Annotated in this window: 23 protein-coding genes; 15 read left to right on the top strand and 8 right to left on the bottom strand. The window is 57.5% G+C overall.

Annotated elements, in window-relative coordinates; genetic code table 11:
* Positions 1 to 555, top strand: a 555-nt coding sequence (locus B3797_RS00870; RefSeq protein WP_311790121.1) for a LysR substrate-binding domain-containing protein, incomplete at its 5' end; no start/stop codon positions are given.
* A 31-nt stretch (positions 556 to 586) separates the two neighbouring features.
* On the opposite strand, the gene tldD is transcribed toward B3797_RS00870, so the two are convergent.
* The 8 genes from tldD to csrD form a co-directional block, all read right to left on the bottom strand.
* Positions 587 to 2,032 (bottom strand): metalloprotease TldD, encoded by a 1,446-nt coding sequence (tldD, locus tag B3797_RS00875; protein ID WP_120455064.1) that lies wholly within the window; start codon positions 2,030 to 2,032, stop codon positions 587 to 589.
* A 126-nt stretch (positions 2,033 to 2,158) separates the two neighbouring features.
* The gene (gene yhdP, locus B3797_RS00880; protein ID WP_311790122.1) at positions 2,159 to 5,974 is read right to left on the bottom strand and encodes an AsmA2 domain-containing protein YhdP; all 3,816 of its coding nucleotides are present in this window, start codon (positions 5,972 to 5,974) and stop codon (positions 2,159 to 2,161) included.
* A 148-nt stretch (positions 5,975 to 6,122) separates the two neighbouring features.
* Positions 6,123 to 7,592 carry a ribonuclease G gene (gene rng / locus B3797_RS00885; RefSeq protein WP_311784486.1) on the bottom strand — a complete coding sequence of 490 codons (1,470 nt, stop codon included), beginning with the start codon at positions 7,590 to 7,592 and terminating at the stop codon, positions 6,123 to 6,125.
* Between the two features lies 1 nt (position 7,593).
* Positions 7,594 to 8,175, bottom strand: coding sequence for a Maf family protein (locus B3797_RS00890; RefSeq protein WP_311790123.1), 582 nt, complete (start codon positions 8,173 to 8,175; stop codon positions 7,594 to 7,596).
* Between the two features lie 8 nt (positions 8,176 to 8,183).
* Entirely contained in the window at positions 8,184 to 8,672 is a 489-nt protein-coding gene (gene mreD, locus B3797_RS00895; protein WP_120455071.1) for a rod shape-determining protein MreD, read from the bottom strand.
* On the bottom strand, positions 8,669 to 9,685 hold the full coding sequence (gene mreC / locus B3797_RS00900; RefSeq protein ID WP_311784484.1) for a rod shape-determining protein MreC: 1,017 nt from the start codon (positions 9,683 to 9,685) through the stop codon (positions 8,669 to 8,671). Before mreC ends, mreD begins: the two co-directional genes overlap by 4 nt.
* A gap of 147 nt (positions 9,686 to 9,832) precedes the next feature.
* The gene (gene mreB / locus B3797_RS00905) at positions 9,833 to 10,876 is read right to left on the bottom strand and encodes a rod shape-determining protein MreB (protein ID WP_003855260.1); all 1,044 of its coding nucleotides are present in this window, start codon (positions 10,874 to 10,876) and stop codon (positions 9,833 to 9,835) included.
* 311 nt (positions 10,877 to 11,187) lie between these two features.
* Complete coding sequence (gene csrD, locus B3797_RS00910) at positions 11,188 to 13,137, bottom strand: RNase E specificity factor CsrD (protein WP_311790124.1); 1,950 nt, start codon at positions 13,135 to 13,137, stop codon at positions 11,188 to 11,190.
* Between the two features lie 280 nt (positions 13,138 to 13,417).
* Here csrD and msrP point away from each other — a divergent pair, with 280 nt between their 5' ends.
* The 14 genes from msrP (at position 13,418) to B3797_RS00980 (ending at position 26,551) form a co-directional block, all read left to right on the top strand.
* Entirely contained in the window at positions 13,418 to 14,422 is a 1,005-nt protein-coding gene (gene msrP, locus B3797_RS00915; RefSeq protein ID WP_311790125.1) for a protein-methionine-sulfoxide reductase catalytic subunit MsrP, read from the top strand.
* Positions 14,423 to 14,989, top strand: coding sequence for a protein-methionine-sulfoxide reductase heme-binding subunit MsrQ (gene msrQ, locus B3797_RS00920; RefSeq protein WP_311790126.1), 567 nt, complete (start codon positions 14,423 to 14,425; stop codon positions 14,987 to 14,989).
* A gap of 258 nt (positions 14,990 to 15,247) precedes the next feature.
* A complete protein-coding gene (gene aroQ, locus B3797_RS00925; protein WP_311790127.1) occupies positions 15,248 to 15,700 on the top strand; it encodes a type II 3-dehydroquinate dehydratase in 453 nt (150 codons plus the stop codon).
* A 21-nt stretch (positions 15,701 to 15,721) separates the two neighbouring features.
* Positions 15,722 to 16,189 (top strand): acetyl-CoA carboxylase biotin carboxyl carrier protein, encoded by a 468-nt coding sequence (accB, locus tag B3797_RS00930; protein ID WP_311784481.1) that lies wholly within the window; start codon positions 15,722 to 15,724, stop codon positions 16,187 to 16,189.
* 11 nt (positions 16,190 to 16,200) lie between these two features.
* Positions 16,201 to 17,550 carry an acetyl-CoA carboxylase biotin carboxylase subunit gene (gene accC / locus B3797_RS00935; protein WP_271152598.1) on the top strand — a complete coding sequence of 450 codons (1,350 nt, stop codon included), beginning with the start codon at positions 16,201 to 16,203 and terminating at the stop codon, positions 17,548 to 17,550.
* 71 nt (positions 17,551 to 17,621) lie between these two features.
* Complete coding sequence (locus B3797_RS00940; RefSeq protein WP_311790128.1) at positions 17,622 to 17,864, top strand: YhdT family protein; 243 nt, start codon at positions 17,622 to 17,624, stop codon at positions 17,862 to 17,864.
* Positions 17,854 to 19,290 (top strand): sodium/pantothenate symporter, encoded by a 1,437-nt coding sequence (gene panF, locus B3797_RS00945; protein ID WP_311784480.1) that lies wholly within the window; start codon positions 17,854 to 17,856, stop codon positions 19,288 to 19,290. The genes B3797_RS00940 and panF overlap by 11 nt, the downstream gene beginning before the upstream one ends.
* 11 nt (positions 19,291 to 19,301) lie before the next feature.
* Positions 19,302 to 20,183, top strand: a complete 882-nt coding sequence (prmA, locus tag B3797_RS00950; RefSeq protein ID WP_311784479.1) for a 50S ribosomal protein L11 methyltransferase — start codon at positions 19,302 to 19,304, stop codon at positions 20,181 to 20,183.
* A gap of 380 nt (positions 20,184 to 20,563) precedes the next feature.
* Positions 20,564 to 21,529: a tRNA dihydrouridine synthase DusB gene (gene dusB, locus B3797_RS00955; RefSeq protein WP_311790129.1), complete on the top strand. Its 966-nt coding sequence runs from the start codon at positions 20,564 to 20,566 to the stop codon at positions 21,527 to 21,529.
* 24 nt (positions 21,530 to 21,553) lie between these two features.
* The gene (gene fis, locus B3797_RS00960) at positions 21,554 to 21,850 is read left to right on the top strand and encodes a DNA-binding transcriptional regulator Fis (RefSeq protein WP_000462905.1); all 297 of its coding nucleotides are present in this window, start codon (positions 21,554 to 21,556) and stop codon (positions 21,848 to 21,850) included.
* Between the two features lie 546 nt (positions 21,851 to 22,396).
* The gene (locus B3797_RS00965) at positions 22,397 to 23,422 is read left to right on the top strand and encodes an amino acid ABC transporter substrate-binding protein (RefSeq protein ID WP_311790130.1); all 1,026 of its coding nucleotides are present in this window, start codon (positions 22,397 to 22,399) and stop codon (positions 23,420 to 23,422) included.
* Between the two features lie 67 nt (positions 23,423 to 23,489).
* The gene (locus B3797_RS00970; protein ID WP_311790131.1) at positions 23,490 to 24,668 is read left to right on the top strand and encodes an amino acid ABC transporter permease; all 1,179 of its coding nucleotides are present in this window, start codon (positions 23,490 to 23,492) and stop codon (positions 24,666 to 24,668) included.
* Between the two features lie 15 nt (positions 24,669 to 24,683).
* The gene (locus tag B3797_RS00975) at positions 24,684 to 25,784 is read left to right on the top strand and encodes an amino acid ABC transporter permease (protein WP_311790132.1); all 1,101 of its coding nucleotides are present in this window, start codon (positions 24,684 to 24,686) and stop codon (positions 25,782 to 25,784) included.
* A gap of 8 nt (positions 25,785 to 25,792) precedes the next feature.
* A complete protein-coding gene (locus B3797_RS00980; protein WP_120455095.1) occupies positions 25,793 to 26,551 on the top strand; it encodes an amino acid ABC transporter ATP-binding protein in 759 nt (252 codons plus the stop codon).
* The last annotated feature ends 132 nt before the right edge of the window (positions 26,552 to 26,683 follow it).

Genomic DNA, 26,683 nt, shown 5'->3' on the forward strand with positions numbered 1-26,683 from the left:
AGCGTGAACCTGGTTGCAGGCATCCCGGCGCCGGATCTGATCGCCGACGGGCTGGACCTGGTTATCCGCGTCGGCGCGCTGAAAGACTCCAGCCTGTTTTCTCGCCGTCTCGGCGCGATGCCGATGGTGGTGTGCGCGGCGAAAAGCTATTTGCAGCAACACGGCACGCCGGAGAAACCGGCCGACGTCGATAACTTCGCCTGGCTTGAATATAGCGTTCGTCCGGATAATAACTTTGAGCTGATCGCGCCCGAAGGGCTGGTTACTCGCCTGTCGCCGCAGGGCCGTTTTGTCACCAACGACTCGCTGACGCTGATCCGCTGGCTGAAAGCCGGCAACGGCATCGCCTACGTACCGATGATGTGGGTGATTGAGGAGATTAACGCGGGCGAAATCGATATCCTTTTTCCGCAGTATCAGTCCGATCCGCGTCCGGTTTATGCGCTCTATACCGAAAAAGATAAGCTGCCGCTTAAGGTGCAGGTCTGTATCGACTATCTGACTGAATATTTCCAGCAGGTAGCGGAGCAGTATAAACAGCACCGCGCAAGCTGACAGCCCGCCTGATGGCGGGCTGTCAGGGGTATCAGGCGGTGCCGCCGATGGTAAGCTTATCCAGCTTCAGCGTCGGCTGGCCGACGCCAACCGGCACGCTCTGCCCCTCTTTGCCGCACACGCCGACGCCTTTATCCAGCGCCAGATCGTTGCCGACCATAGAGATCTGCTGCATCGCCTCAATGCCGGAACCGATCAGCGTGGCGCCCTTCACCGGTTTCGTTACTTTGCCATTCTCAATCAGATAGGCTTCTGAGGTGGAGAAGACAAATTTGCCAGAGGTGATGTCCACCTGGCCGCCGCCAAAGTTAGGCGCGTAAAGGCCATACTCGACGCTTTCAATAATCTCCTGCGGCGTCGATTTACCTGCCAGCATATAGGTGTTGGTCATACGCGGCATTGGCAGGTGCGCATAGGATTCGCGGCGGCCGTTGCCGGTCGGCGCGACGCCCATCAGACGCGCGTTGAGTTTGTCCTGCATATAGCCTTTCAGCACGCCGTTTTCGATCAGCACGTTGTACTGGCCAGGGACGCCTTCATCATCCACCGCCAGCGAACCGCGCAGCCCTTCAATGGTGCCGTCATCGACTACGGTGCAAAGCTCTGACGCCACCAGCTGGCCCATTTTGCCGCTGAATACCGAAGTTTCGCGGCGGTTGAAATCGCCCTCCAGGCCATGGCCTACCGCTTCATGCAGCAGCACGCCCGGCCAGCCTGCGCCCAGCACTACCGGCAACGTGCCCGCTGGCGCGGCCACGGCGGAGAGGTTGACCAGCGCCATACGCACCGCCTCTTTCGCCCAGGCGTCGGCGCGTACGTCGCCGTTTTCATCGGCGAGGAAGAACTCGTAGCCGACGCGCGCGCCGCCGCCGCTGGCGCCGCGCTCGCGTTTGCCCTGATCCTCCACCAGCACGCTGACGGAGAGCCGCACCAGCGGGCGCACATCCGTCGCCAGCGTACCGTCGGTCGCCGCGACCAGCACCTGCTCATAAACGCCGCTCAGGCTGGCGTTAACTTCCTGCACGCGCGCGTCTGCGGCGCGCGCCACTTTGTCCACGCGCTGCAGCAGGGCGATTTTATCCTCGCGCGTCAGGCTGTCGAGCGGGTTAATCGGCTGATAGAGCGCGCGATGCATCACGTTCGACAGCGTATGCGCCTTGCCGTTGCCCTGTTCGCGCACGATGCTGCGCGCCGCTTCCGCCGACTGGCGCAGCGCGTTCAGGGTAATCTGGTCAGCATAGGCAAAGCCGGTTTTTTCGCCGCTGACGGCGCGCACGCCGACGCCCTGGTCAATATGCCAGGAGCCGTCTTTGATGATTTTGTCTTCCAGCACCCAGGATTCATGGAAGCTGGACTGAAAATAGAGATCGGCATAATCCAGACGACGTTCTGAAAGCTGCCCTAACAGGGAAAACAGGTCCTGCTGATTAATATTGTTAGCAGTTAGCAACTGCTCACTTACCAGGTTCAGAGTCATCGTATCTCGCTCGTTTTATGCTCGGATAATGAGGGGGTCGCACTCATTCTGCGTCAGAGCCTTTTGGCTCTGCGCTGATAAAGTCAGATTTTACTAGCCTGCGGCAATTCCCGTACGGCGTCAAATTCACTTCTTCTCTTCTTCGCGCGGTTTGCGCAGCACTTCGTTAATTTGCGGCTTATCCAGCGGGCCGTCGATGTGGTAACGCAGCAGCGAGATTTTATTCCACAGCGGCCCCAGCACTTTGCTGGCCGCGAATACCGCCGCGCCCACAACCGGATTGATGGCAAAGGCGGTCGCTACGCCGACAGAGGCGGAGATCTCCGGCGCGACCACCGCTTCCATATCGATATTACGCTTCACTAAATCTACCTTGCCCTGCATAGCGATATCCGCTTCCAGGCCGTCCACCAGCAGGTTATCTGTGCGCATCACGCCATTTTCAATCCACGCGGTGCCATTGATGGAGTCGAAATAGAAACCGTCATTATTAAAGGTATCGCTAAAATCGAACCGCAGCTTGCGCAGCAGCGCGTCGAAGCTCATCAGGCGCAGCAGCTGTCCCGCCGCACCGGTATTGACGTCGGCAATCTGTCCTTTGCCGAAATGGGTTGTAAGCGTGCCGCTCATCGTCTCTTCCGGAGGCTGCCACGGCGCCGAGCGCCAGTGTAGATCGTAATCGACTTTGAACGAGGCGTCGCGCAGCGGCGTGTTGACTCCAAACCAGTTGGTGGCGTTGTTGATATTGCTGCCGCTCAGCGTGCCTTTTAGCGAGGTACGCGGGGCGTTGGGGCTGTTGACCCATTCGCCGGAGACGTTAAGACGCGAGCTGCCCGTATCGACCAGCCCGTTAGTAAGCGCTAACGTATCACCTTTCGGCGTGACCTGCGCCTGAATTCGGCCAAACTTCTGTCCGCGCAGCCAGCACTCGGCGCAGCTTAACTGCAGCGCTGGCCAGCGGCTGAAATCAATTTTACTGGCCTGCTGCTGCTGCCCCGCGCTGCTGCTGTTGCCGCTTTGCCATTCGGGATTGTAGTAAAGGTAGTCGAGCGCCACGCGCCACGCGGCATTTTGCGCCATCGTCAGCGTCCCGCGGATTTCGCGCCCTTTGATAGCGACGCTGCTGTTGCCGTTGACGCCCTGCTCAAGCGTTGCGTCAACGTCATGCCACTGCTGCCCCGCCAGGGTTACCGCCGGGCTGCGCAAGGTGAAATCGCCCGGCAAGGCGACGCCGCCTACTTCGTTCGCGCCGCGCCCGTTACCGGCGCCACCCGCCATCATCAGTCCTGCCCAGGCTTCTCCATCCAGCGCCGGCAGATTCAGCACCATGCCGGCGCGATCGGGCAGCGCGGGCTTGCTGCGCGCATCGTTAAGCCAGATACCGCGATCGACACGCAGCTGCGGCTCCAGTATCCAGCGACTGTTAAAACGATGACGATGCGCCACGCTGCCGCTGAGTTCAAACTGTTTCAGATCGCCGCTGGCGTTAACTTCAACTGGCATCGCTACGCCGCTTGCTTTATCAAGCGGTGCAGGTAAGCGACTGCTTACTTCTTTCGCGTCGCCTTTGAGGTTAATGTCATATCGCGCGCCGCCCTGATGCGGCAGCGTAATGTTAACGTCCCCCTGCCACGGCAGATGTCCGCTAAGCTGGCTGGCGATCTGCGCAGGCACTTTCGACAGCTTCGCCGGTTGCCAGTCGCCGTCGAGCTTGATGTTAATGCCGAAGTCTTGCGGATTCTCTTTAGTGCTAAAGCTGACGTTGACCGGCTGGCCGAACCAGTTCGCCTGAAGCCTGTCGCTATCCAGATCACCGTTATTGAAACGGAAACGTCCGGTCAGGTTTTCTAACGTGGTCCCGAGCGGCTTGATGTGTAAACCATTGTTGTTGAGATCCACATTGCCGCTGGCGTGCACAAGCTCGCCGTCGAGCGGAATATCAAGCTTCAGGTGTCCCTCGGTTTTTCCCTTGATTTGCAGCTGTTCCAGCGCCGCGCCCAGCGACGCTTTCAGCGGCGTATCCTGGAAATAATGTCCGATCTCATCGCCATCGCCGCTGATATCACCGTCGATAAGCAGTTTCTCTTTCAGGTAATCCGGGATGACCGCGCTGAAGTTGCTGACATCCACATCGCTCAGCCTGAAGTGAGGTGCTTTCATCCATAGCCCGTCATTGATGAAGTTGAGATCGATATCCAGCTTCGTCACGTCAGGCCAGTTGGGCTGGAATGCATAGGTCGCCTGGCGCAGCGGCACCCATACCTGAAACATGCCGTCGTTATGGCGGAACGGGAACAGCTTTGGATTACCGGCAAACAGCAGCGTGGCGTTATCGACCTGGCCGCCTTTAAGCGCGCCGCTCAGATAGTGCGTCAGCGCCTTGCCCATTAGCGGCTGTGGGAAGTAGCGCCAGGCGTCTCCCGCGTCGGTCACGCGAATGCCGGCGAGAATATCGAGGCGCGGCTCGCGCCCGAGGTTTTGCTGATAGCGAAAATCGCCGCGCGCCCAGAGCGAGCGCGCCTGCACATCAAGATTGCGGCCATCAAGGGTTAATCCGTTGCTATCGCGTAGCCAGCTCAGCGAACCGTGTAGCTGATGAATCTCCAGCGGCGCATTGAACATCGCGCTGTAGGGCACATCGGTGCGGCCCATCTCGACGGTCAGCTGGCCGTTGCTGAGGCTGCCGCGCGCTTCGCCGCTGAGGTTGCTGACGCCCGGCAGCAGCTGCCAGGGTTGCCAGCGGAAATCGCGCCACTTTACCTGCATGCGCGTCTGATCCGGCTGCTGCAAAGGAATATCCAGCGCCAGCCCTTCCACGGTGCCCTGCGGCTGAAGCTCGCGCCAGTTTTCAAACAGCGACGGCGACAGCGGCGCGAAGAGCGGCACCAGCGGCGCAATGCGGTTCAGCGCCAGCTGCGTCGCCCTGACGCGCACTTCGCCCTGATGGTCTGGCCCAAGCAGCTGTTTATCCTGTGGCGTCCAGAGCAGCGCGAAGTGGCCCGCAGGCCAGGCCTGGCCGTCAGTGCTGAGACGCGTCTGCGGCACGTTAACCATCCAGCCGTTCTGGTAGCGCGAGAGGTGCGCGGTCAGGCCATCTACCTGCAGGTGATGCGAACCATCTTCGCCCTGCCAGTTAGCGCCGCCTTTACGCAACAGCAGATCGCCCGCGTAGAGATCGCCGTCGCGCAGGTTTATCCAGGCCGCCAGGCTGAAGCGCGCGCTGTCGAGTCGCGTATTGTCGCGCATCCAGCGTCCCAGCCAGGGCCGCACGTCGACGTCGTCCGCCTGCATCCAGATGCGTCCGTCGTTGAGCAAACCTTCGCTGTCGTTAAGATCGAGCCGCACCTGCACCACGCCATGCTGGCCAGTGAAGCTGGAGAGGCTCACCTCGCCTTCCGCGCGATGGCGGTTTTTTTCGTTCAGCCAGGTGAGTTTGGGGATGGCGAGTTCGGCGCGCTGGCCAGAAGGGGTGCGGAAAAAGATAGAGCTGTCGCGCAGGTCGAAGTGGTCGAACTGACGCAGAAAGAGTTCGTTGATGCGTCCGGGTTTGAAACTGTTTTTCTTTTCATCGCTGGAGAAAAGCGGACGGTTGCTGTCGAGACGCAGCTGCCAGAAGGTGAGATCGCGAAACTGCCAGCGCCAGTGAAGCAGCGACTGCCAGACATCGAGCGCCAGCGTAACGCGGGCGATATCGAGCTTGCCGTTCTCCTGCATATCGATACGCAGGTCGCGGATCTGGAGCGTTGGACCGAAGGTTTCCCATCGACCGCGCACCTCTTCGCCGGTCACGCTGACGCCGATGGCGCGCGAAACCGTCGCCAGAATCTCGCTGCGGTAGCTGTCGAGGTGCGGCATGACCAGACGCAGCCCGCTGACCAGCAGCGCCACAATCACAATCGCGGTCGCAACCAGCAGTAACAAAATCCTCGGCAACTGCCTCACACACCTCTCCTTGTCTTCCGCGTTTGACGGATGGTTATCTTTCATACTCAACCGTCGCCAGACAATTATCGGTATGAATGGGCATTTTAACCTAAGCAAGGCCGCATTTTTAGCCCGGCGGCGAGCGATTACGCCCGAACGCGCGGGATTACATCATCACAACGTCGAACTGCTCCTGGGTATAGAGCGGTTCGATATGTACCTTGACCTGTTTGCCGACGAAGATTTCCACCTCGGCCAGCGCGTGTGACTCCTCGCTTTTCAACGCTTCGCCGACCGCAGGAGAAACATAAACCAGAAAACGATCGGCATCATAGGCGTGATGGACGCGAACGATTTCACGCATGATTTCGTAGCAGACCGTCTCTACGGTTTTCAACGTGCCGCGCCCTTTGCAGACCGGGCAATCCTCGCACAGCACATGCTCGATGCTTTCGCGGGTGCGCTTGCGCGTCATCTCCACCAGTCCCAGCGCCGAAAAACCGTGGATGCCGGTTTTCACCCGATCTTTACTCAGCGCCGACTCCAGCGAGTGCAACACGCGGCGCCGGTGCTCTTCATTACTCATATCGATAAAGTCGATGATGATAATGCCGCCGAGGTTGCGCAGTCGCAGCTGGCGCGCAATCGCCTGCGTCGCCTCGACGTTGGTATTGAATATCGTTTCATCCAGATTGCGGTGCCCGACAAAGGCGCCGGTATTGATGTCGATAGTGGTCATCGCTTCAGTCTGATCGATGATGAGGTAACCGCCTGATTTAAGCTCTACCTTGCGATCCAGCGAGCGCTGTATCTCATTCTCAACATCAAAGAGATCGAAGATCGGCTGTTTGCCGGAGTAAAGCTCCAGCTTGTCAGCCATTTCTGGAATGTATTCGCGCGTAAACTCCACCAGCAGTTCGCAGGTGAGGCGTGAATCGACGCGGATGCGATCCAGCGCCGCGCCAGCGAAATCCCGCAGGATGCGCTGCGCCAGCGCCAGTTCGCCATAGAGCAGGCAGCGAGTCTGGTTGCGTTTTTTACGCTCGGTGACTTTGGTCCAGAGCCGTTTCAGAAAGGCGGCGTCCTGCGCCAGCTCCTCTTCGCCGATGCCCTCCGCTGCGGTGCGGATAATAAAGCCGCCAAGATCGTCGCAGTAATCCGCCACTACCGCCTTCAGACGCTCGCGTTCGCTTTCGCTCTCAATACGCTGGGAAACGCCGACGTGCGAAGCGCCAGGCATAAACACCAGATAGCGCGACGGCAGCGTGATGTCGGTGGTGAGGCGCGCGCCTTTGGTGCCAAGCGGATCTTTGACCACCTGCACCATCAGATCCTGACCCTGACGCACCAGTTCGGCGATATCGCGCACGATAAAGTTTTTCTTTTCATCGCCAGCCACGCACTCGGTGTGCGGCATAATATCGGAGGCGTGCAAAAAAGCGGCTTTCTCCAGGCCGATATCGACAAAGGCCGCCTGCATGCCGGGCAGTACGCGACTGACGCGTCCTTTGTAGATATTACCGACAATACCGCGCCGCGCTTCGCGCTCGATATGGATTTCCTGCAAAATGCCGCCGTCAATATAGGCAACGCGCGTCTCGGAAGGCGTGACGTTGACCAGTAATTCAGCCGTCATGTTATCCCCTTACGGCACGCAGTGACTGAAAATGGCTGAATAACTCGCCTGTCTCAACCAACGGCAATCCGACAACCGCGTGATAGCTTCCATTAATTTTGCGGACAAAGTTTCCACCCATGCCCTGAATTCCGTATGCCCCGGCTTTATCCATCGACTCGCCGGTTGCGATATAGGCGGCGATGTCCGCCGCGCTTAACAGGCGAAACGTGACTTCCGTCGTCACCAGGCAGTCGAGCGAGCGTTCGCGATCGGCAAGCGCAACCGCGGTCATCACCTGATGCGTCTGACCGGACAGACGCGTCAGCATGGCAGCGGCATCCGCGGCGTCGCGTGGTTTTTCCAGCACGTCGCCGTTGAGTACGACGATAGTATCCGCGCCCAGCACCGGCAGGTCCTGTTCCGCCACGGCGACGCCAGCGCGCGCTTTGTCATTTGCCAGACGGCGCACATAGTTTTCCGCCGCTTCATCAGGACGGCGTTGCTCTTCAACATCGGTATGGAGACGTTCAAACTGCAGGCCAAGCTGCGTCAGCAGCTCACGTCGACGCGGTGAACCGGAAGCCAGATAGAGGGATAGCATAAAATTCCTTACTGAACAGCGAACTGACGACGAATCTTTCTCATCAGTAAGAATAGCCAGGGCCAGAGAATCCCGTCGATAACGCTGCTCCAGAAAATTTCAGGCCTGAATGAAACGTTGATCACCAAAAACTCCGCCCAAAAGACAATCACGTCCACTGCCAGTGACAGCACCATAACCATTAAAGCCTGCTGCCACAACGCTAAGTTGCGGAAAAGCTGGAATTTAAAGGCGACCAGGTAAGCGATGATGCTGAGCGCCAGCGCGCGCACGCCAAGGGTAGATCCGGCAATCAGATCCATTACGCCGCCCAGTACAAAGCCGGTGCCAACGTTGACGCGGTGCGGCAGCGCCAGCACCCAGTAAACCAGGATAAGCAGGATCCATGAGGGCCGGAATATATAGAGCTGTTCCGGCCAGGGCATAATCTGCAATACGAGAGCGGCAAGGAAGGACAGCCAGATGACCCAACGCCCCTGGCTGCGGTAACGACTCAAGGCTGGCCTCCGTGACCGTTCGCAGGCGCGCTTTGCGCGCCGCTGCTGGTCGGCGCAGGCGGCCCCATTTGCGCGGATGGCGCAGGCGGGCCCATCTCGCCCGCTGGCGGCAACACCTGCGGCATCATTTGCATCAGGCGCTCGTTAGCGACGCGATGGACTTCATCCGGCGCCATCGGCATATCGCCGTTTTTGTCTGCGCCCCACAGCAGCAGCAGATAGCGCAGGCGTTGCAGACCGGCGGTTGGACGCGCCTGAATCACGGTATAAGCCCGCTGTGTATCTACCTTCACGGAAGAGACAACCGCGACCGGATAACCCTCCGGGAAACGACCGCCCAGCCCGGACGTCACCAGCATATCGCCGACGCGAATATCGGTATTGCCCGGCAGATGCTCCAGCTGCAGATCTTCGGTGCAGCCGTTACCTGCCGCGATAACGCGAATGTCGTTGCGCAGTACCTGAATCGGCAGCGCGTGCGACGCATCGCAAATCAGCAGAACGCGGCTGGTCACCTGGCCGACGGCGATCACCTGACCGACCACGCCTTTGTCGCTAATGACCGGCTGGCCTTCATAGACGCCGTTGACGCTGCCTTTGTCGATAACCACTTGATCGGTGTAGGGATCGGTGCCGGTGGAGATCACCTGCGTCACCATCTTGTGCTCATCCTGACGCAGCGGCGAACCCAGCAGTTCGCGCAGGCGCGCGTTTTCCTGCTTATATTGCCCCAGCATCAGCAGGTCGCTGTTTTTCAGGAAAAGCTCGCGGCGCAGCGCTTTATTTTCCAGCTCAAGCTGCTGACGCGACGCCAGCGAACCGGAAATGCCGTCAAGAATCTGTCGCGGGCCGTTGGCCAGGAAATAAAACGGACTGACCGATGTATCCAGATAGTTGCGGATTTGGGTAAACGACCCCAGGCGGCTGTCGGCGACGATTATCGCGATGGCTACTATCACCGCCAAAAACAGGCGCAACTGCAGGGAAGGCCCCCTGCTAAAAATCGGCTTCATATATTCTGCGTGTTCCTCGACAACAGGTAAGGAAGTACGGCCATCGCCGTACTTCCCTGGGCTGGACGTCTGACGCCAACGCACGCGGCGTTAGCTTCCACGCGACTCCCTGCGCATTTCGATTCAGGTCTCAGCCGATTGAGGCGATTATTCTTCGCTGAACAAATCGCCGCCATGCATGTCGATCATTTCCAGCGCTTTACCGCCACCGCGCGCCACGCAGGTCAGCGGATCTTCTGCGACGACCACCGGAATGCCGGTCTCTTCCATCAGCAGACGATCCAGGTTGCGCAGCAGCGCGCCGCCGCCGGTCAGCACCATGCCGCGTTCGGAGATATCCGACGCCAGTTCCGGCGGGCACTGCTCCAACGCGACCATTACTGCGCTCACGATGCCGGTCAGCGGCTCCTGCAGCGCTTCAAGAATTTCATTTGAGTTCAGCGTAAAGCCGCGCGGCACCCCTTCCGCAAGGTTACGACCACGTACTTCGATTTCGCGTACTTCGTCGCCCGGATAGGCTGAGCCGATCTCATGCTTGATACGTTCCGCCGTCGCTTCGCCAATCAGCGAGCCATAGTTACGACGCACATAATTAATAATCGCTTCGTCGAAGCGGTCGCCGCCGATACGGACCGACGAGGAGTAAACCACGCCGTTCAGGGAGATGACCGCCACTTCGGTGGTACCGCCACCGATATCGACGACCATTGAGCCGGTCGCCTCTGAAACCGGCAGGCCAGCACCGATTGCTGCCGCCATCGGTTCTTCAATCAAAAAGACTTCGCGCGCGCCCGCACCCTGCGCGGATTCACGAATAGCGCGACGCTCTACCTGAGTCGCGCCGACCGGCACGCATACCAGTACGCGCGGGCTCGGACGCATAAAGCTGTTGCTGTGCACCTGTTTGATAAAGTGCTGCAGCATTTTTTCAGTGACGAAAAAGTCCGCGATCACGCCATCCTTCATCGGGCGAATCGCTGCAATGTTACCTGGCGTACGGCCGAGCATCTGTTTTGCATCATGGCCAACGGCCGCCACGCTCTTTGGGGAACCGGCACGGTCCTGGCGAATGGCAACCACGGAAGGCTCGTTCAGCACGATGCCTTGTCCTTTTACATAAATCAGGGTATTCGCGGTACCCAGGTCAATGGACAAGTCATTGGAAAACATGCCACGAAATTTTTTAAACATATCTAAAGGATAATCCTGCAAGCTGGGGGCGGAAAATAAAATCCGCTTACTTTACCAACCACGCGAAGCCGCCACAAGGCGCAAAAACGTTCTGCTTCGGTGAAAAAATAGACCATTTTGGCTTTATACGATCGTCAACGAGAACTAACGGGAGTAAAACAGCGGTATTCACCCGTTTTACCCACTTTCTGCGCCTGTTGTGGCGCGCTCGTTCGACATAAAATCTAACATTTCCGCTACAGGATATTGGCGATGCCGCCGCCTCTGCCTGTCGGCAAAAGCCTGCTTCAGGCGGCCGCCCTCTGAACTGGCTAAATATGATAGCGTTGTGAATACTTTTTCACATTACTGTTTACTGGCAGCGACGGCGCAAAAAGATCGCCCTGCCCGCCCGAGACGCCCAACCCAATAAGCGTCTGCCATTCAGCGTGTGTCCGCACGCCCGTCGCGAAAACCTGCGTCTGGGCAGATTTGCACACTTCCAGCAGGCTCTGCACAAACAGCTGGTTTTCGGTGCGCCGATCGATATTGCGCACCAGGCCGGGATCGAGCTTGATCAAATCAATGGGGAATTGCCTGATATAGGCGCTACTCACCACGGTTAAACCAGCCTGATCGACGGCGATACGGCAGCCAAACGCCTGTAGCGCGCGGAATACCGGCGCTAAGCGATTGATGTGTTGACAAACATCTGCCTCTGCAAGTTCAAATAAAAATCGTTTTCTTTGCCCTTTCGTACACTGCAACAGCATATTCTGCAGCCAGTTAATAAAAGGGCGCTGCAGCAGCGAGTCGATATTAATCGGCAGCGCCAGCGTTTCATCAGGCCAGACGTCAGATAAGGCGGCGATGCGCGTGACAAGCTGGCGATCCCAGCTGTCTGCCATGCCGAACTGCAGCACCAGCGGCATAAACTCAGCCGCCAGCACCTCTTTATCGCCGTCAAAGATACGCATCAGCAGCTCGCGGTGGTGCACGCTGCCGTCCAGCCGCACTGCCGGTTTCTGATAGAGACGCGGGCCGCCGCGACTCAGGGTATTTTCCAGCAGCGTTCGCCAGCGCACGCTGCCGCGCCCGGCATCCAGCGGATTGCCTTCGCCGTTGGACCAGTTGTTGCCGCCCAGCAGCGCCGCGCGCCGCGTCGCCATTTCCACGTTATCCATAACCTGCGACACGCTCTGGCCGCTGTGCCAGGCGCTGATGCCGATATGGATCAGATCGTCGCGGTTCACCATGCGCATCGGCGGCAGCGAATCGACCGCATTGATCAGCTGGTCCGCAATGCCGTTAGCCTCTTTCAGGCTGCGATGCGGCAGCAGCACCGCAAAATCGCTGCGAAAGTAGCGCGCCAGCAGCGCGCCGGGATAGCGCAGCACAAACGTAGAGAGCATATTGACCAGATCGTAGAGATACTCATCCACCAGCGTGGTGCCCAGGGTTTCATTGAGCATATCGAGATCGGGCAGGCGCACCATCATCACCACGCCGTGTGTGCCGACATCTTCCTGATCCTCCAGCAGCGTCGCCAGCTGGTTATCGAAAAAGAGCCGATTGTTCAGGCCGGTGCGGCTGTCCTGCGCGGCGAAGGCGCGGATCAGCGTATCGATACGCAGCCGCTGCTCGCCCGCCTCCTGAAGATCGTTCAGCAGCAGATCGATAGCGCTGCTGGCGCGCGGCGGCCATTCATCGACGTCACCCTTGCGCAGCTGCGTTCGTTCCCCCGCCAGAATCGCCTCGGCGCGCTTTTCCAGCCGCTCCATGCCACGCCACTGGCGGTTGAGCCAGCAGTGCATCATAAACAGCAGCAGGCTCATCACCAGCACCACAAAGAGAATGGCCGCCAGGGTATAGACGCCGGTAAAGGACTGGAACCAGGTTCTGGCGGGATCGAGCACGACGACGCGCAGCGTGACGCCCTGCTGATGCAGCAGCGGCACGTCAAACTGTATAAAACGGTTGGTTTCATCTTCCAGCATCGGGTTTTCATGCCGGTTAAGCCTGAACGTGACCTCTTTGCCGTTACGCAGCTCGACCCGTTCAGCATTGATTACCGTCATGGTGTGCAGCATCCAGCTGCGCAGTGCGTCAGTGGGCTGCGTCAGCAGCGCCTGGTCCACTTCCGTCGCCAGCGTTTGTACACGCTCTTCAACACGCTGGTGCGTTAGCCAGTAAACGCTAAAAGCGCAGCCCACCAGCATCAAAAACATGGCCAGTAAACTTAAAGAGGTGATAAACGCAGATAGTTTCGTGGTTATTCGCATCCCTGTGCCTGTTCGCTGCGGTAATGACCCGTTTGCCCGCCCTGCGCCGCGCCTGACGCAAGCGCGAGCAAAATAGCACAAATTTCGCTATGCGGCAGCGCCGCTGCGTAAGATGAGCAAGTATATCCGTACCAGACAACGGTTATTCTTCGTCGTTCACCTTTTCGGCGCATTCTCATCGGCGAGGCGGGCCAGGAAATTTCATATTTTAGCGGCGAAAGTCGCGCCGATCGGCAATAGTCATCATGCTGGAAAGCCTATTCGAGCCGGGAGGTGAGCGATGAAACCCACAAAATATCTGACTGAAGCCGACGTTACGCCGGAAAGCGTCTTTAACATGCGGCGCCGCCAGGTGCTGAAGACCCTCGGCCTGAGCGCTGCCGCGCTGGGCATGCCTGGCGTGGCGCAGGCGGATGTGCTGAGCTGGTTTAAAGGTAACGATCGCCCCGCCGCGCCGGCCGGCCGCGCGCTGGATTTCAGCAAGCCGGAGAAATATCAGGCAAACCTGACGCTGACGCCGGAAGATAAAGTCGCTGGCTATAACAACTTCTACGAGTTCGGGCTTGATAAGGCCGATCCGGCCGCCAACGCCGGTACGCTGAAAACCGATCCCTGGCAACTGACGATCGACGGCGAAGTGGCGAAGCCGATCACGCTGAACATGGATGATATTTTCAAAAAGTTCGCTATGGAGCAGCGCATCTACCGTATGCGCTGCGTTGAAGCCTGGTCGATGGTGGTGCCCTGGGTCGGTTTCGAACTCAATAAGCTGCTGAAGCTGGCGGAGCCCAACAGCAATGCGCGCTTCGTCGCCTTTCAGACCCTCTATGCGCCCGATCAGATGCCGGGCCAGAAAGACCGCTTTATCGGCGGCGGACTGGACTACCCCTATGTGGAAGGTTTGCGCCTGGATGAGGCGATGCATCCGCTGACCCTGCTCAGCACCGGCGTGTACGGCAAAGCGCTACCGCCGCAGAACGGCGCGCCGATTCGCCTGACTGTGCCGTGGAAATATGGCTTTAAAGGTATTAAGTCGATCGTCAAAATCACCCTGACGCGCGATCGCCCGCCGACAACCTGGAGCCAGATCGCGGCAAACGAATATGGCTTTTATGCCAATGTTAACCCACACGTTGACCACCCGCGCTGGTCGCAGGCGACCGAACGCTTTATCGGGCCGGGCGGCACCCTCAGCGTTAAGCGTCAGCCGACGCTGCTGTTTAACGGCTACGCTGATGAAGTTGCCTCGCTCTATCGCGGGCTGGATCTGCGGGAGAACTATTGAGTGCGCCTGACGCTGAAACAGATCGTCTGGCTGAAGGCGGTCCTGCATCTGGCGGCTTTTTTGCCGCTGGTTTATCTCTTTATGGCGGCGAACCAGGGGTGGCTGAGCACCGATCCGGCGAAGGATATTCAGCACTTCACCGGCAGAATGGCGTTGAAGCTGCTGCTGGGCACGCTGCTGGTATCGCCGCTGACGCGCTATATGAAACAGCCGCTGCTGATTCGCACTCGCCGCCTGCTCGGCGTCTGGACCTTTGTCTGGGCTTCTCTCCATCTGCTGAGTTATTACCTGCTGGAGCTGGGCGTCGATAACCTGGGGCTGCTGGGCCGCGAACTGGTGTCCCGCCCCTATCTCACCCTGGGCATTCTGACCTGGCTGATTCTGCTGGCGCTGACGGTGACTTCCTTCCAGCGCGCCCAGCGCAAACTCGGCCGCCGCTGGCAAACGCTGCATAACTTTATCTATCTGGCGGCGATCCTCGCTCCCATTCACTATCTCTGGTCGGTGAAGGTTCTTTCGCCGCAGCCGCTGCTCTACGCGCTGGCCGCACTGGCGTTGTTAGCGTAGCGTTACAAAAAGTTTCGTCACTGGCTACCGCGCTAAGTTGTCTTCTCCCCATTATTTCTGATAAAAGGTGTGGCCTTCGGGCCACGCTGGATCAACTTCGCAGATAAGACCAGTATTTTGCTGCGAATTGCCCCGAAACGGATATAATGCCCGGCTTTGTTGCGCGCAGTGTCGCCTTTTTGGGCGCGGCGGGTGACAAACGGAAGATAGCAAGGTATTTTACGCGATGCCTCAATGATTGCGGGAGATGGCAGCAAGATGGCGCATAAATTTCACATTCTGCTTTTGAATGGTCCCAACCTTAATCTGCTGGGAACGCGCGAGCCGGAAAAGTATGGGCGCACCACGCTGCAGCAGATCGTCAGCGATTTGACAGCGCAGGCGAACCAGCTTGATGTGGAACTGAGCCATTTGCAGTCTAATGCGGAACACCAGCTGATCGATCGCATTCATGAGGCCAGAGGCAATGTGGATTACATCATTATTAATCCCGCTGCATTTACGCACACCAGCGTAGCATTGCGCGATGCCCTTCTGGCGGTAAGCATTCCTTTTATCGAGGTGCACCTCTCTAACGTGCACGCGCGTGAACCTTTCCGCCACCACTCCTATCTTTCTGACGTATCCGCCGGTGTCATTTGCGGTTTAGGCGCCGACGGCTACTCATGGGCTTTACAAACGGCAGTAAAACGCCTGTCTCACTCCAATTAAACAGAGTACGGAACCACACTCATGGATATTCGTAAAATTAAAAAACTGATCGAACTGGTTGAAGAATCCGGCATTGCTGAGCTGGAAATTTCTGAGGGCGAAGAGTCCGTTCGTATCAGCCGTGCACCTGCCAATGTGGGTTACCCTGTCATGCAGCAGGCTTTCGCCGCGCCGGCTCCGCAGCCTGCGCTGGCCACTGCCGTTGCGCCGATCGCAGCGCCGGTAGTTGAGTCTGCCAAGCCTGCTGAAATCAGCGGCCACATCGTGCGTTCGCCGATGGTCGGCACCTTCTACCGCACGCCAAGCCCGGATGCGAAAGCCTTTGTTGAAATCGGACAGAAAGTCAACGCCGGCGACACGCTCTGCATCGTTGAAGCGATGAAGATGATGAACCAGATCGAAGCCGACAAATCTGGCGTCGTAAAAGCCATTCTGGTCGAAAGCGGCCAGCCGGTTGAATTTGACGAGCCGCTGGTCGTCATCGAATAACGAGGCGAACCATGCTGGATAAAATTGTCATTGCTAACCGCGGTGAAATCGCGCTGCGTATTCTCCGCGCCTGTAAAGAGCTGGGCATCAAGACCGTGGCGGTGCACTCCACCGCCGATCGCGATCTGAAGCATGTGCTGCTGGCGGACGAAACCGTCTGCATCGGCCCCGCTCAGTCAGTGAAAAGCTACCTCAACATCCCTGCCCTGATCTCTGCTGCTGAGATCACCGGTGCGGTCGCCATCCACCCCGGCTACGGCTTCCTCTCTGAGAATGCCGATTTCGCCGAGCAGGTTGAGCGTTCCGGCTTTATCTTTATCGGCCCGAAAGCAGACACCATTCGCCTGATGGGCGACAAGGTTTCCGCCATTAACGCGATGAAGAAAGCGGGCGTTCCGACCGTACCCGGTTCCGACGGTTCGCTGGGCGACGACATGGAGAAAAACCGCGCTATCGCTAAGCGTATCGGTTATCCGGTCATCATCAAGGCGTCTGGCGGCGGCGGCGGTCGCGGTATGCGCGTCGTGCGCAGCGACAAAGAGCTTGAGCAGTCCATCAACATGACGAAAGCGGAAGCCAAAGCGGCTTTCAACAACGACATGGTGTACATGGAGAAGTACCTCGAGAATCCGCGTCATATCGAGATTCAGGTGCTGGCCGACGGCCAGGGCAACGCCATCTATCTGGCCGAGCGCGACTGCTCTATGCAGCGCCGCCACCAGAAAGTGGTCGAAGAAGCGCCAGCGCCGGGCATTACGCCGGAACTGCGTCGCTATATCGGCGAACGCTGCTCTAACGCCTGTATCGAAATCGGCTACCGCGGCGCAGGCACCTTCGAGTTCCTGTATGAGAACGGCGAGTTCTACTTTATCGAGATGAACACCCGTATTCAGGTTGAGCATCCGGTTACCGAGATGATCACCGGCGTGGATCTGATTAAAGAGCAGCTGCGTATCGCTGCCGGTCAGCCGCTCTCAATCAAACAGGAAGATGTGGTGATCCGCGGCCATGCGGTCGAGTGCCGTATCAACGCGGAAGATCCGAACACCTTCCTGCCGAGCCCGGGCAAAATCACCCGCTTCCACGCGCCGGGCGGCTTTGGCGTTCGCTGGGAATCGCATATTTACGCCGGCTACAGCGTGCCGCCGTACTATGACTCCATGATCGGCAAGCTGATCTGCTATGGCGAAACCCGCGACGTGGCGATTGCCCGCATGAAAAACGCGCTGGCTGAGCTGATCATCGACGGCATCAAGACCAACATTGAGCTGCAGATGCGCATCATGTCCGACGAATATTTCCAGCAGGGTGGTACCAACATCCACTATCTGGAGAAGAAACTCGGCCTGTACGATAAGTAAGCACAGCGCTGACTAATAGCGAGGCCGGTGATACCGGCCTTTTTCATTTTTGTCGCCGTAGAGGTTGCATAATGGACTGGCGTTTTCTGCAAGCGAATAAAGAGGCGCGCTGGGCGCTCTACCTGACGCTGGCCTATCTGGCCGTCTGGGGCCTCTCTGCGTGGCTGGGCGGCGATGAAACCGGCGTCACCGGCCTGCCGCGCTGGTTTGAACTCTCCTGCGTTTTTGCCCCAGTGCTGTTTATCGTGCTGTGCTGGCTGATGGTACGTCTGGTATTCCGCGATATGCCGCTGGAGGATAACGATGGAAAATGAAATCATTCTTCCACTGCTGGCTTACCTGGTGCTGATCGCCGGGCTGTCGGTTTTTGCCATGCGTAAACAGCGTCAGGGCAATTTTCTCACTGAATACTTTCTTGGCAGCCGATCGATGGGCGGTTTCGTCCTGGCGATGACCATTACCACCACCTATATCAGCGCCAGCTCTTTTATCGGCGGTCCCGGCGCGGCCTATAAATATGGTCTCGGCTGGGTACTACTGGCGATGATTCAGGTGCCGGCGGTCTGGCTGTCGCTCGGCGTATTAGGGAAAAAGTTCGCTATTCTGGCGCGCCGCTATAACGCGGTAACGCTGAACGATATGCTTTATGCCCGCTACCGCAGCACGCTGCTGATCTGGCTGGCGAGCGTTAGCCTGCTGGTGGCCTTTATCGGCGCGATGACGGTGCAGTTTATTGGCGGCGCGCGTCTGCTGGAGACCGCCGCCGGTATTCCCTACGATACCGGCCTGCTGATTTTCGGCGGCACCATCGCGCTCTATACTGCCTTCGGCGGCTTTCGCGCCAGCGTGCTCAACGACGCCATGCAGGGCCTGGTGATGCTGGTCGGCACCTTCCTGCTGCTGTTCGCCGTGATCCATCAGGCGGGCGGGCTTGGTACCGCGGTAGATAAACTGCGCGCTATCGATCCGCAGCTGGTCACGCCGGAAGGCGTCGGCAACGTTATCAATCCGACCTTTCTCAGTTCCTTTGCAGTGCTGGTCTGTTTCGGCGTGATTGGCCTGCCGCATACCGCCGTACGCTGTATCTCCTATAAGGACAGCAAAGCGATGCATCGGGGCATTATCCTCGGCACGATCGTAGTCGTCGTGCTTATGCTCGGTATGCATCTGGCTGGCGCGCTCGGCCGGGCGATCCTGCCGGATCTGGCGATTCCCGATCGGGTGATCCCAACGCTGATGATTACCGTTCTGCCACCGATGGCCGCGGGCGTGTTTCTCGCCGCACCAATGGCGGCGATCATGTCAACGATCAACGCGCAGCTGCTGCAATCCTCCGCTACGCTGATCAAAGATCTCTATTTGCGTATCGCGCCGCGCCAGAGCGCAAACGAAAAGCGTCTGCGTATGTTGTCCGGCACCATCACCTTTGTGTTAGGGGTGCTGCTGCTGCTGGCGGCATGGAACCCGCCGGATATGATTATCTGGCTCAATCTGCTCGCCTTCGGCGGTCTGGAAGCCGTTTTCCTCTGGCCGCTGGTGCTCGGCCTTTACTGGTCGCGCGCCAACGCCGCGGGCGCCATTTCCGGTATGCTGGTGGGCGCGGGAAGTTACACGCTGCTTGCCAGCCTGAATATTCAATGGGGTGGCTTCCACCCTATCGTTCCGTCATTGACCTTAAGCCTGCTGGCTTTTCTGGTCGGTAATCTGTTTGGCCGCGCGCCTGATGCTGCGCTGGAATAAAGAGAAACGCTATGCCATGGATTCAAATCAAAATTAACAGCACCGGCGAACACGCCGAAACGCTCAGCGATGCGCTGATGGAGAGCGGCGCGGTCTCCGTGACCTTTCAGGATACGCACGATAACCCGGTCTATGAGCCGCTTCCTGGCGAAACCCGCCTGTGGGGCGATACCGATGTCATCGGCCTGTTCGACGCGGAAACGGACATGGATGATGTGGTGGCGGAGCTGAGTCAGCACCCGCTGCTGGGATCCGGCTTCCGCCATAAGATCGAACAGATCGAAGATAAAGACTGGGAGCGCGAGTGGATGGATAATTTCCATCCCATGCGCTTCGGTGAGCGGCTGTGGATCTGCCCAAGCTGGCGCGACGTGCCAGATCCTGACGCCGTTAACGTCATGCTCGATCCAGGCCTGGCGTTCGGCACCGGCACCCATCCAACAACCTCGCTCTGCCTGAGCTGGCTGGACGGTCTGGATCTGGCAGGTAAAACGGTGATCGATTTCGGCTGCGGATCCGGCATTCTGGCGATTGCGGCGCTGAAGCTGGGCGCGGCGCAGGCGATCGGCATTGATATCGATCCGCAGGCGATCCAGGCAAGCCGTGATAATGCGGAACGCAACGGCGTCGCCGATCGTCTCTCGCTTTACCTGCCGCACCAGCAGCCGGAGAATTTGCAGGCTGACGTGGTGGTCGCCAACATTCTTGCCGGCCCGCTGCGCGAGCTGGCGCCGCTGATTAGCGTACTGCCGAAAGCAGGCGGCCATCTGGGGCTGTCAGGCGTACTGGCCAGCCAGGCGGAGGGGGTTTGCGAGGCCTATGCCGATCGTTTCACTCTCGATCCGGTGGCGGAAAAAGAGGAGTGGTGCCGCATTACCGGCGTACGTCGCTAAGCTGCATGACGGGCCAGTTACCGCTGGCCCGTTATCAGACGAAGCAAGCGACGATGACGGTATAATGCGAGGTAATTACGTTCAGTTCGCAACGATGTTAGCGCAATAAAGCGCCATCTGGGCGTCATATCTCTGGTTAATTACCTGATGTGGCGCTTTTTATGTTGTGATTTACGCCATGGTTTAAGAAAAATTTTTGTTCACAATTTCAGCGTATTTTTTTAATTGTTTGATTTTTAATGTAAATTAAAAAATTGACCGCTGTTTAACCTGGTTTCTCCCGTTATTTACGGCGAATTGTTCAAAGTTTGGCCTTTCATCTTCGGTAAAAAATGCGTAATATACGCCGCCTTGCGAACAGTTACGGTCACTTCTTCTTCATGCGCATTGGACACCACCAGCTTCGTAATCGACTCATTGCTGCGCCGATGGCCGGGATCACCGATAAGCCATTCCGCACTCTCTGTTTTGAGAACGGCGCCGGTATGGCGGTCTCCGAGATGCTGTCATCTAACCCTGAAGTCTGGGCGAGTGACAAATCCCGTTTGCGTATGGTGCACAGTGACGAGCCCGGCGTTCGCGCCGTGCAGATTGCAGGTTGCGATCCTGATGATATGGCCGCCGCCGCGCGCATTAATGTGGCGTCTGGCGCGCAGATCATCGATATCAACATGGGCTGCCCGGCCAAGAAAGTGAATCGTAAGATGGCAGGCTCAGCGCTGCTGCAGTATCCCGATCTGGTGAAGTCTATTCTCATCGCCGTGGTTAACGCAGTAGATGTGCCCGTTACGCTGAAGATTCGCACCGGCTGGGATCCGGAAAACCGTAACTGTGTAGAGATTGCCCAATTGGCTGAACGCTGTGGCGTTCAGGCCCTGACGATACATGGACGCACTCGTGCCTGCCTGTTCAACGGGGAAGCTGAATACGACAGCATTCGGACAGTTAAGCAGAGTGTCACCATTCCCGTTATCGCGAATGGCGACATAACTGACCCGCATAAAGCCAGAGCTGTGCTTGACTATACGGGGGCGGATGCCCTGATGATAGGCCGCGCGGCTCAGGGAAGACCGTGGATCTTCCGGGAAATCCAGCATTATCTGGACACTGGGGAGCTGCTTGCGCCGCTGCCGCTGGCAGAGGTGAAGCGTATGCTCGTTACGCATATACGTGAGCTGCACGACTTTTATGGTCCAGGCAAGGGATACCGTATAGCGCGAAAGCACGTCTCCTGGTATTTGCAGGAGCATGCCCCTAATGACCAGTTTCGGCGCACATTCAACGCCATAGAGGATGCCAGCGAACAGCTGGAGGCGTTGGAGGCATACTTCGAAAATCTTGCGTAAACGAAATAAAGAGCTGAAAGAACTATGTTCGAACAACGCGTAAATTCTGACGTACTGACCGTTTCTACCGTTAACTCACAGGATCAGGTGACGCAAAAGCCACTGCGTGATTCGGTTAAACAGGCACTGAAGAACTATTTTGCTCAACTGAACGGTCAGGATGTTAATGACCTCTATGAGCTGGTACTGGCTGAAGTCGAGCAGCCACTGTTGGACATGGTGATGCAGTATACCCGTGGCAACCAGACCCGTGCTGCGCTGATGATGGGTATCAACCGTGGTACTCTGCGTAAGAAACTGAAAAAATACGGCATGAACTGATTTTTAGTTGATGCGGTAAATGACGCCAGCCTGAGTGCTGGCGTTTTTATTTGTACAGGTTTCACAATAGCGCCTGAAGCGGTGAAACAAATGCTGCAGGATGGTAACCTTAGTTGCAATCGCGCCAGTGAAAATTACCCGCGTATTTATTCTTTCCTTATTCTCCTGACTGCCCGCTTTTTAATTGCCTGCTTTACCGTCACGCCAGTGCTGACGCCCGCTCAGTGATCTGCGTTCGCGAAAAACGTAACGTGCTTCTGACTTACATTCTGTCCTGAGCTTTGGCTCACATTGCTTCCATATAGTGAAACTATTTGCACTAATTGTGATCGAGGCGACTCGCTTTGCTTCCTTTTGGTGCGCGATAGTAGCGCTGCTCTCCCACTATTTCGGATTAATAAGAGATCTCTCCAGCCCACTCGAGTTTCTGCAAACCTGGCACCAGCTTTGCAGAGCTATGCGTGGCTGACCGCCACAGACAGGTAATAGCGCGCTGCAGAGTGCGCATCAAACATAACAAAATAATTACGCCACACAGGATGCTTTATGAAAAAGATGATGCTCTCTACGCTGGTCGCCGCCGCTGCGCTCTTCGCGGTAACTCAGCAGGCGCACGCCGGCACCACGCTGGATGCAATTAAGAAGAAAGGTTTTGTGCAGTGCGGTATCAGCGATGGGCTGCCGGGCTTTTCCTACGCCGACGCCAGCGGCAAATTCTCCGGCATTGACGTCGACGTTTGCCGCGCGGCCGCGGCCGCTGTGTTCGGCGATGCCAGTAAGGTGAAATATACGCCGCTGACCGCGAAAGAGCGTTTCACCGCGCTGCAGTCAGGCGAAGTAGACATCCTGTCGCGCAACACTACCTGGACCTCATCGCGCGATGGCGGAATGGGCTTCCTGTTTGCCGGCGTGAACTACTATGACGGCATCGGCTTTTTGACTCACCAGAAAGCAGGCCTGAAGAGCGCGAAAGAGCTGGACGGCGCGACCGTCTGCATTCAGGCGGGCACCGATACTGAGCTTAACGTGGCTGACTTTTTCAAAGCCAACAAGATGCAATATACCCCGGTGACCTTCGACCGCTCTGACGAATCCGCCAAAGCGCTGGACAGCGGCCGCTGCGATACCCTGGCTTCCGATCAGTCTCAGCTCTATGCGCTGCGCATCAAACTCGGCAAGCCAGATGATTTTATCGTTCTGCCGGAAGTGATCTCGAAAGAGCCGCTGGGCCCGGTCGTGCGTCGCGGCGACGATGACTGGTTTACCATCGTTAAGTGGTCTCTCTACGCCATGCTGAACGCTGAAGAGATGGGCATCAACTCGAAGAACGTCGACCAGATGACGGCTAAGCCGACTACGCCAGATATGGCACACCTGCTGGGCGCGGAAGGCGACTTCGGCAAAGACCTGAAACTCGACAACAAGTGGGCTTATAACATCATTAAGCAGGTAGGCAACTACCAGGAAGTCTTCGACCGCAACGTGGGCAAAGAGAGCGCGCTGAAAATCGCGCGCGGTCAGAATGCGCTGTGGAATCAGGGCGGCATCCAGTACGCTCCGCCGGTCCGCTAATTAACGATGTTAACGGGACGCCGCGCCGCGCGGCGTCCTGCCTGCGTTTTGTCTCTGAGGTTTCAACATGTCACAACGCCCAAGCGTGAAAAGGGACATTTCATTCGGTAATCCCGCGGTTCGCGCCTGGCTTTACCAGATTATCGCCGTCGTCGCGGTAGTGGTCGTGGTGGGTTATCTGATCCACAACACAATAATTAACCTTGCCAGCCGTGGCATTACGTCCGGGTTTGGCTTTCTTGAACGCAGCGCCGGTTTCGGCATCATTCAGCATCTGATCGACTACACCGAAGGCGATACCTACGCGCGCGTCTTCCTGGTGGGTCTGACCAACACCCTGCTGGTTTCTGCGCTCTGCATCGTTTTCGCTTCGCTGCTGGGGTTTTTTATTGGCCTGGCGCGCCTGTCGGATAACTGGCTGCTGCGCAAGCTTTCAACTATTTATATCGAAACGTTCCGTAATATTCCGCCGCTGCTGCAGATCTTCTTCTGGTACTTCGCGGTATTGCGTAATCTTCCCGGCCCGCGCCAGGCGTTAAGCGCATTCGATCTCGCCTTTATCAGCAATCGCGGCCTCTATGTCCCCTGCCCGCAATATGCGCCCGGCTCCTGGCCGTTTATTATTGCGCTGGCGCTGGCGGCCGCAGGCAGCTATGCGCTGTTCCGCTATCACCGTCGGTATCAGCTCAAGACCGGCCAGCTGCGCCGTACCTGGCCTGCCGCTATCGCTATGCTGGTGCTGTTTCCTGCTGTGGCGCATCTGGGCTTTGGCGCGGCCACGCACTGGGATGTACCAATGCTGCGCGGTTTTAACTTCCGCGGCGGCTTCGTCATGATCCCTGAGCTGGCGGCGCTTACCCTGGCGCTTTCTGTCTATACCTCCTCGTTTATCGCTGAGGTGATCCGCGCTGGCATTCAGTCTGTGCCGTACGGCCAGCACGAAGCCGCTCGCTCGCTGGGGCTGCCTAATCCGGTAACGCTGCGCCAGGTCATTATCCCGCAGGCGATGCGCGTCATTATTCCGCCGCTTACCAGCCAGTATCTCAACATCGTGAAAAACTCCTCGCTGGCCGCGGCCATCGGCTATCCCGATATGGTGTCGCTGTTTGCCGGTACGGTGCTGAACCAGACCGGTCAGGCGATCGAAACCATCGCCATCACCATGGGCGTCTATCTGGTGATTAGCCTGGTGATTTCACTGCTGATGAATATCTATAACCGCAAAATTGCGCTGGTTGAGCGCTAAGAGAACGGGATGACGATGTCTGTTACCACACACGAAACCTCACCGGTCGCTACGTCGCCGCTGAGACGCGCCTGGGGCTGGGCGCGTAAAAATCTCTTCTCCAGCTGGTTCAATACGCTGCTGACGCTGTTCTGCCTCTGGCTAATGTGGCAGGTAATTCCGCCCGCGCTGGAGTGGCTGCTGTTCCAGGCGAACTGGGTGGGCGAGACCCGTGCCGACTGCACCAAAGAGGGCGCATGCTGGGTGTTTATCCATGCGCGTTTTGGCCAGTTTATGTATGGACTCTATCCGCATGAGCTGCGCTGGCGTATTAATCTGGCGCTGATAGCAGGCGTAGCCTCTATTATCCCGATGTTTATGAAATCCCTGCCGCATCGCGGTCGCTACATTGCCTGCTGGGCGGTGCTTTATCCTCTCACCGTCTGGGTGCTGATGTCTGGCGGCCTTTTCGGGCTGGAGCATGTCGAAACGCGCCAGTGGGGCGGGCTGACATTAACGCTGATTATCGCCGCCGTCGGGATCGCCGGCGCGTTGCCGCTGGGTATTCTGCTGGCGCTGGGGCGCCGCTCGCGGATGCCGGTAGTGCGAACGCTATCGATCATTTTTATTGAGTTCTGGCGCGGCGTGCCGCTGATTACCGTACTGTTTATGTCATCGGTCATGCTGCCGCTGTTTATGTCGGAAGGAACCAGTATCGATAAGCTGGTGCGCGCGCTGGTTGGGGTGATTCTTTTCCAGTCGGCTTACGTGGCCGAAGTGGTACGCGGCGGCTTACAGGCGTTGCCGAAAGGCCAGTATGAGGCAGCGGAATCGCTGGCGCTTGGCTACTGGAAAACCCAGATGCTGGTGATTTTACCGCAGGCGTTGAAGCTCACTATACCCGGCCTGGTGAACACCATTATTGCGCTGTTTAAAGATACCAGCCTGGTGATCATCATCGGTCTGTTCGACCTTTTCAGCAGCGTGCAGCAGGCCACTGTCGATCCCGCCTGGCTGGGCATGTCGACGGAAGGCTATGTTTTTGCCGCGCTGGTCTACTGGATTTTCTGTTTTAGCATGTCGCGCTATAGCCAGCATCTGGAGAAGCGCTTTCACACCGGGCGTAAATCGCACTGAGGTTTTCCATGACACAAAATTTGCATCACGATTCAGCTTTAATGATTTCGCTCGAGAACGTGAATAAGTGGTACGGGCAGTTTCATGTTCTGAAAGACATTAACCTGCAGGTAAAGCCGCGTGAACGTATCGTACTATGCGGCCCTTCCGGTTCCGGTAAGTCCACGACGATTCGCTGTATCAACCATCTGGAAGAGCATCAGCAAGGGCGTATCGTGGTCGATGGCATCCATCTTAATGATGATGTGCGTAATATTGAGCGCGTACGGACTGAAGTCGGTATGGTGTTTCAGCATTTTAATCTTTTCCCGCATCTGACGGTTTTACAGAACTGTACGCTGGCTCCCATCTGGGTACGCAAGACGGCGAAAAAAGAGGCTGAAGAGCTGGCGATGCATTATCTGCAGCGCGTGCGAATTGCAGAACATGCGCATAAATTTCCGGGACAGCTCTCCGGCGGACAGCAACAGCGCGTGGCGATCGCGCGCTCGCTCTGTATGAAGCCGAAAATTATGCTGTTTGATGAGCCAACCTCAGCGCTGGATCCAGAGATGGTCAAAGAGGTGCTGGATACCATGATAGGGCTGGCGGAAGATGGCATGACGATGCTGTGCGTTACTCATGAGATGGGCTTTGCCCGCACCGTCGCTGATCGCGTGATCTTTATGGATCGCGGCGAGATCGTGGAAATGGCACCGCCGCAGACCTTTTTCTCAAACCCTGTGTCCGAGCGTACGCGTGCGTTTTTATCGCAGGTTATTCATTAACGACGGCCAACAGATCGACGCCCCGGACAGGTTCCGGGGTTTTTTATGCGCGCAAAGGGTGAATTGCAGAAAAGAAAAAAGCCCTTTGCGTATGCAAAGGGCTTTTCCTTGTTTGATGCCTGGCAGTTCCCT

The sequence above is a fragment of the Pantoea sp. UBA5923 genome (assembly GCF_002431095.1).
GTDB classification, from domain to species: domain Bacteria; phylum Pseudomonadota; class Gammaproteobacteria; order Enterobacterales; family Enterobacteriaceae; genus Pantoea; species Pantoea piersonii.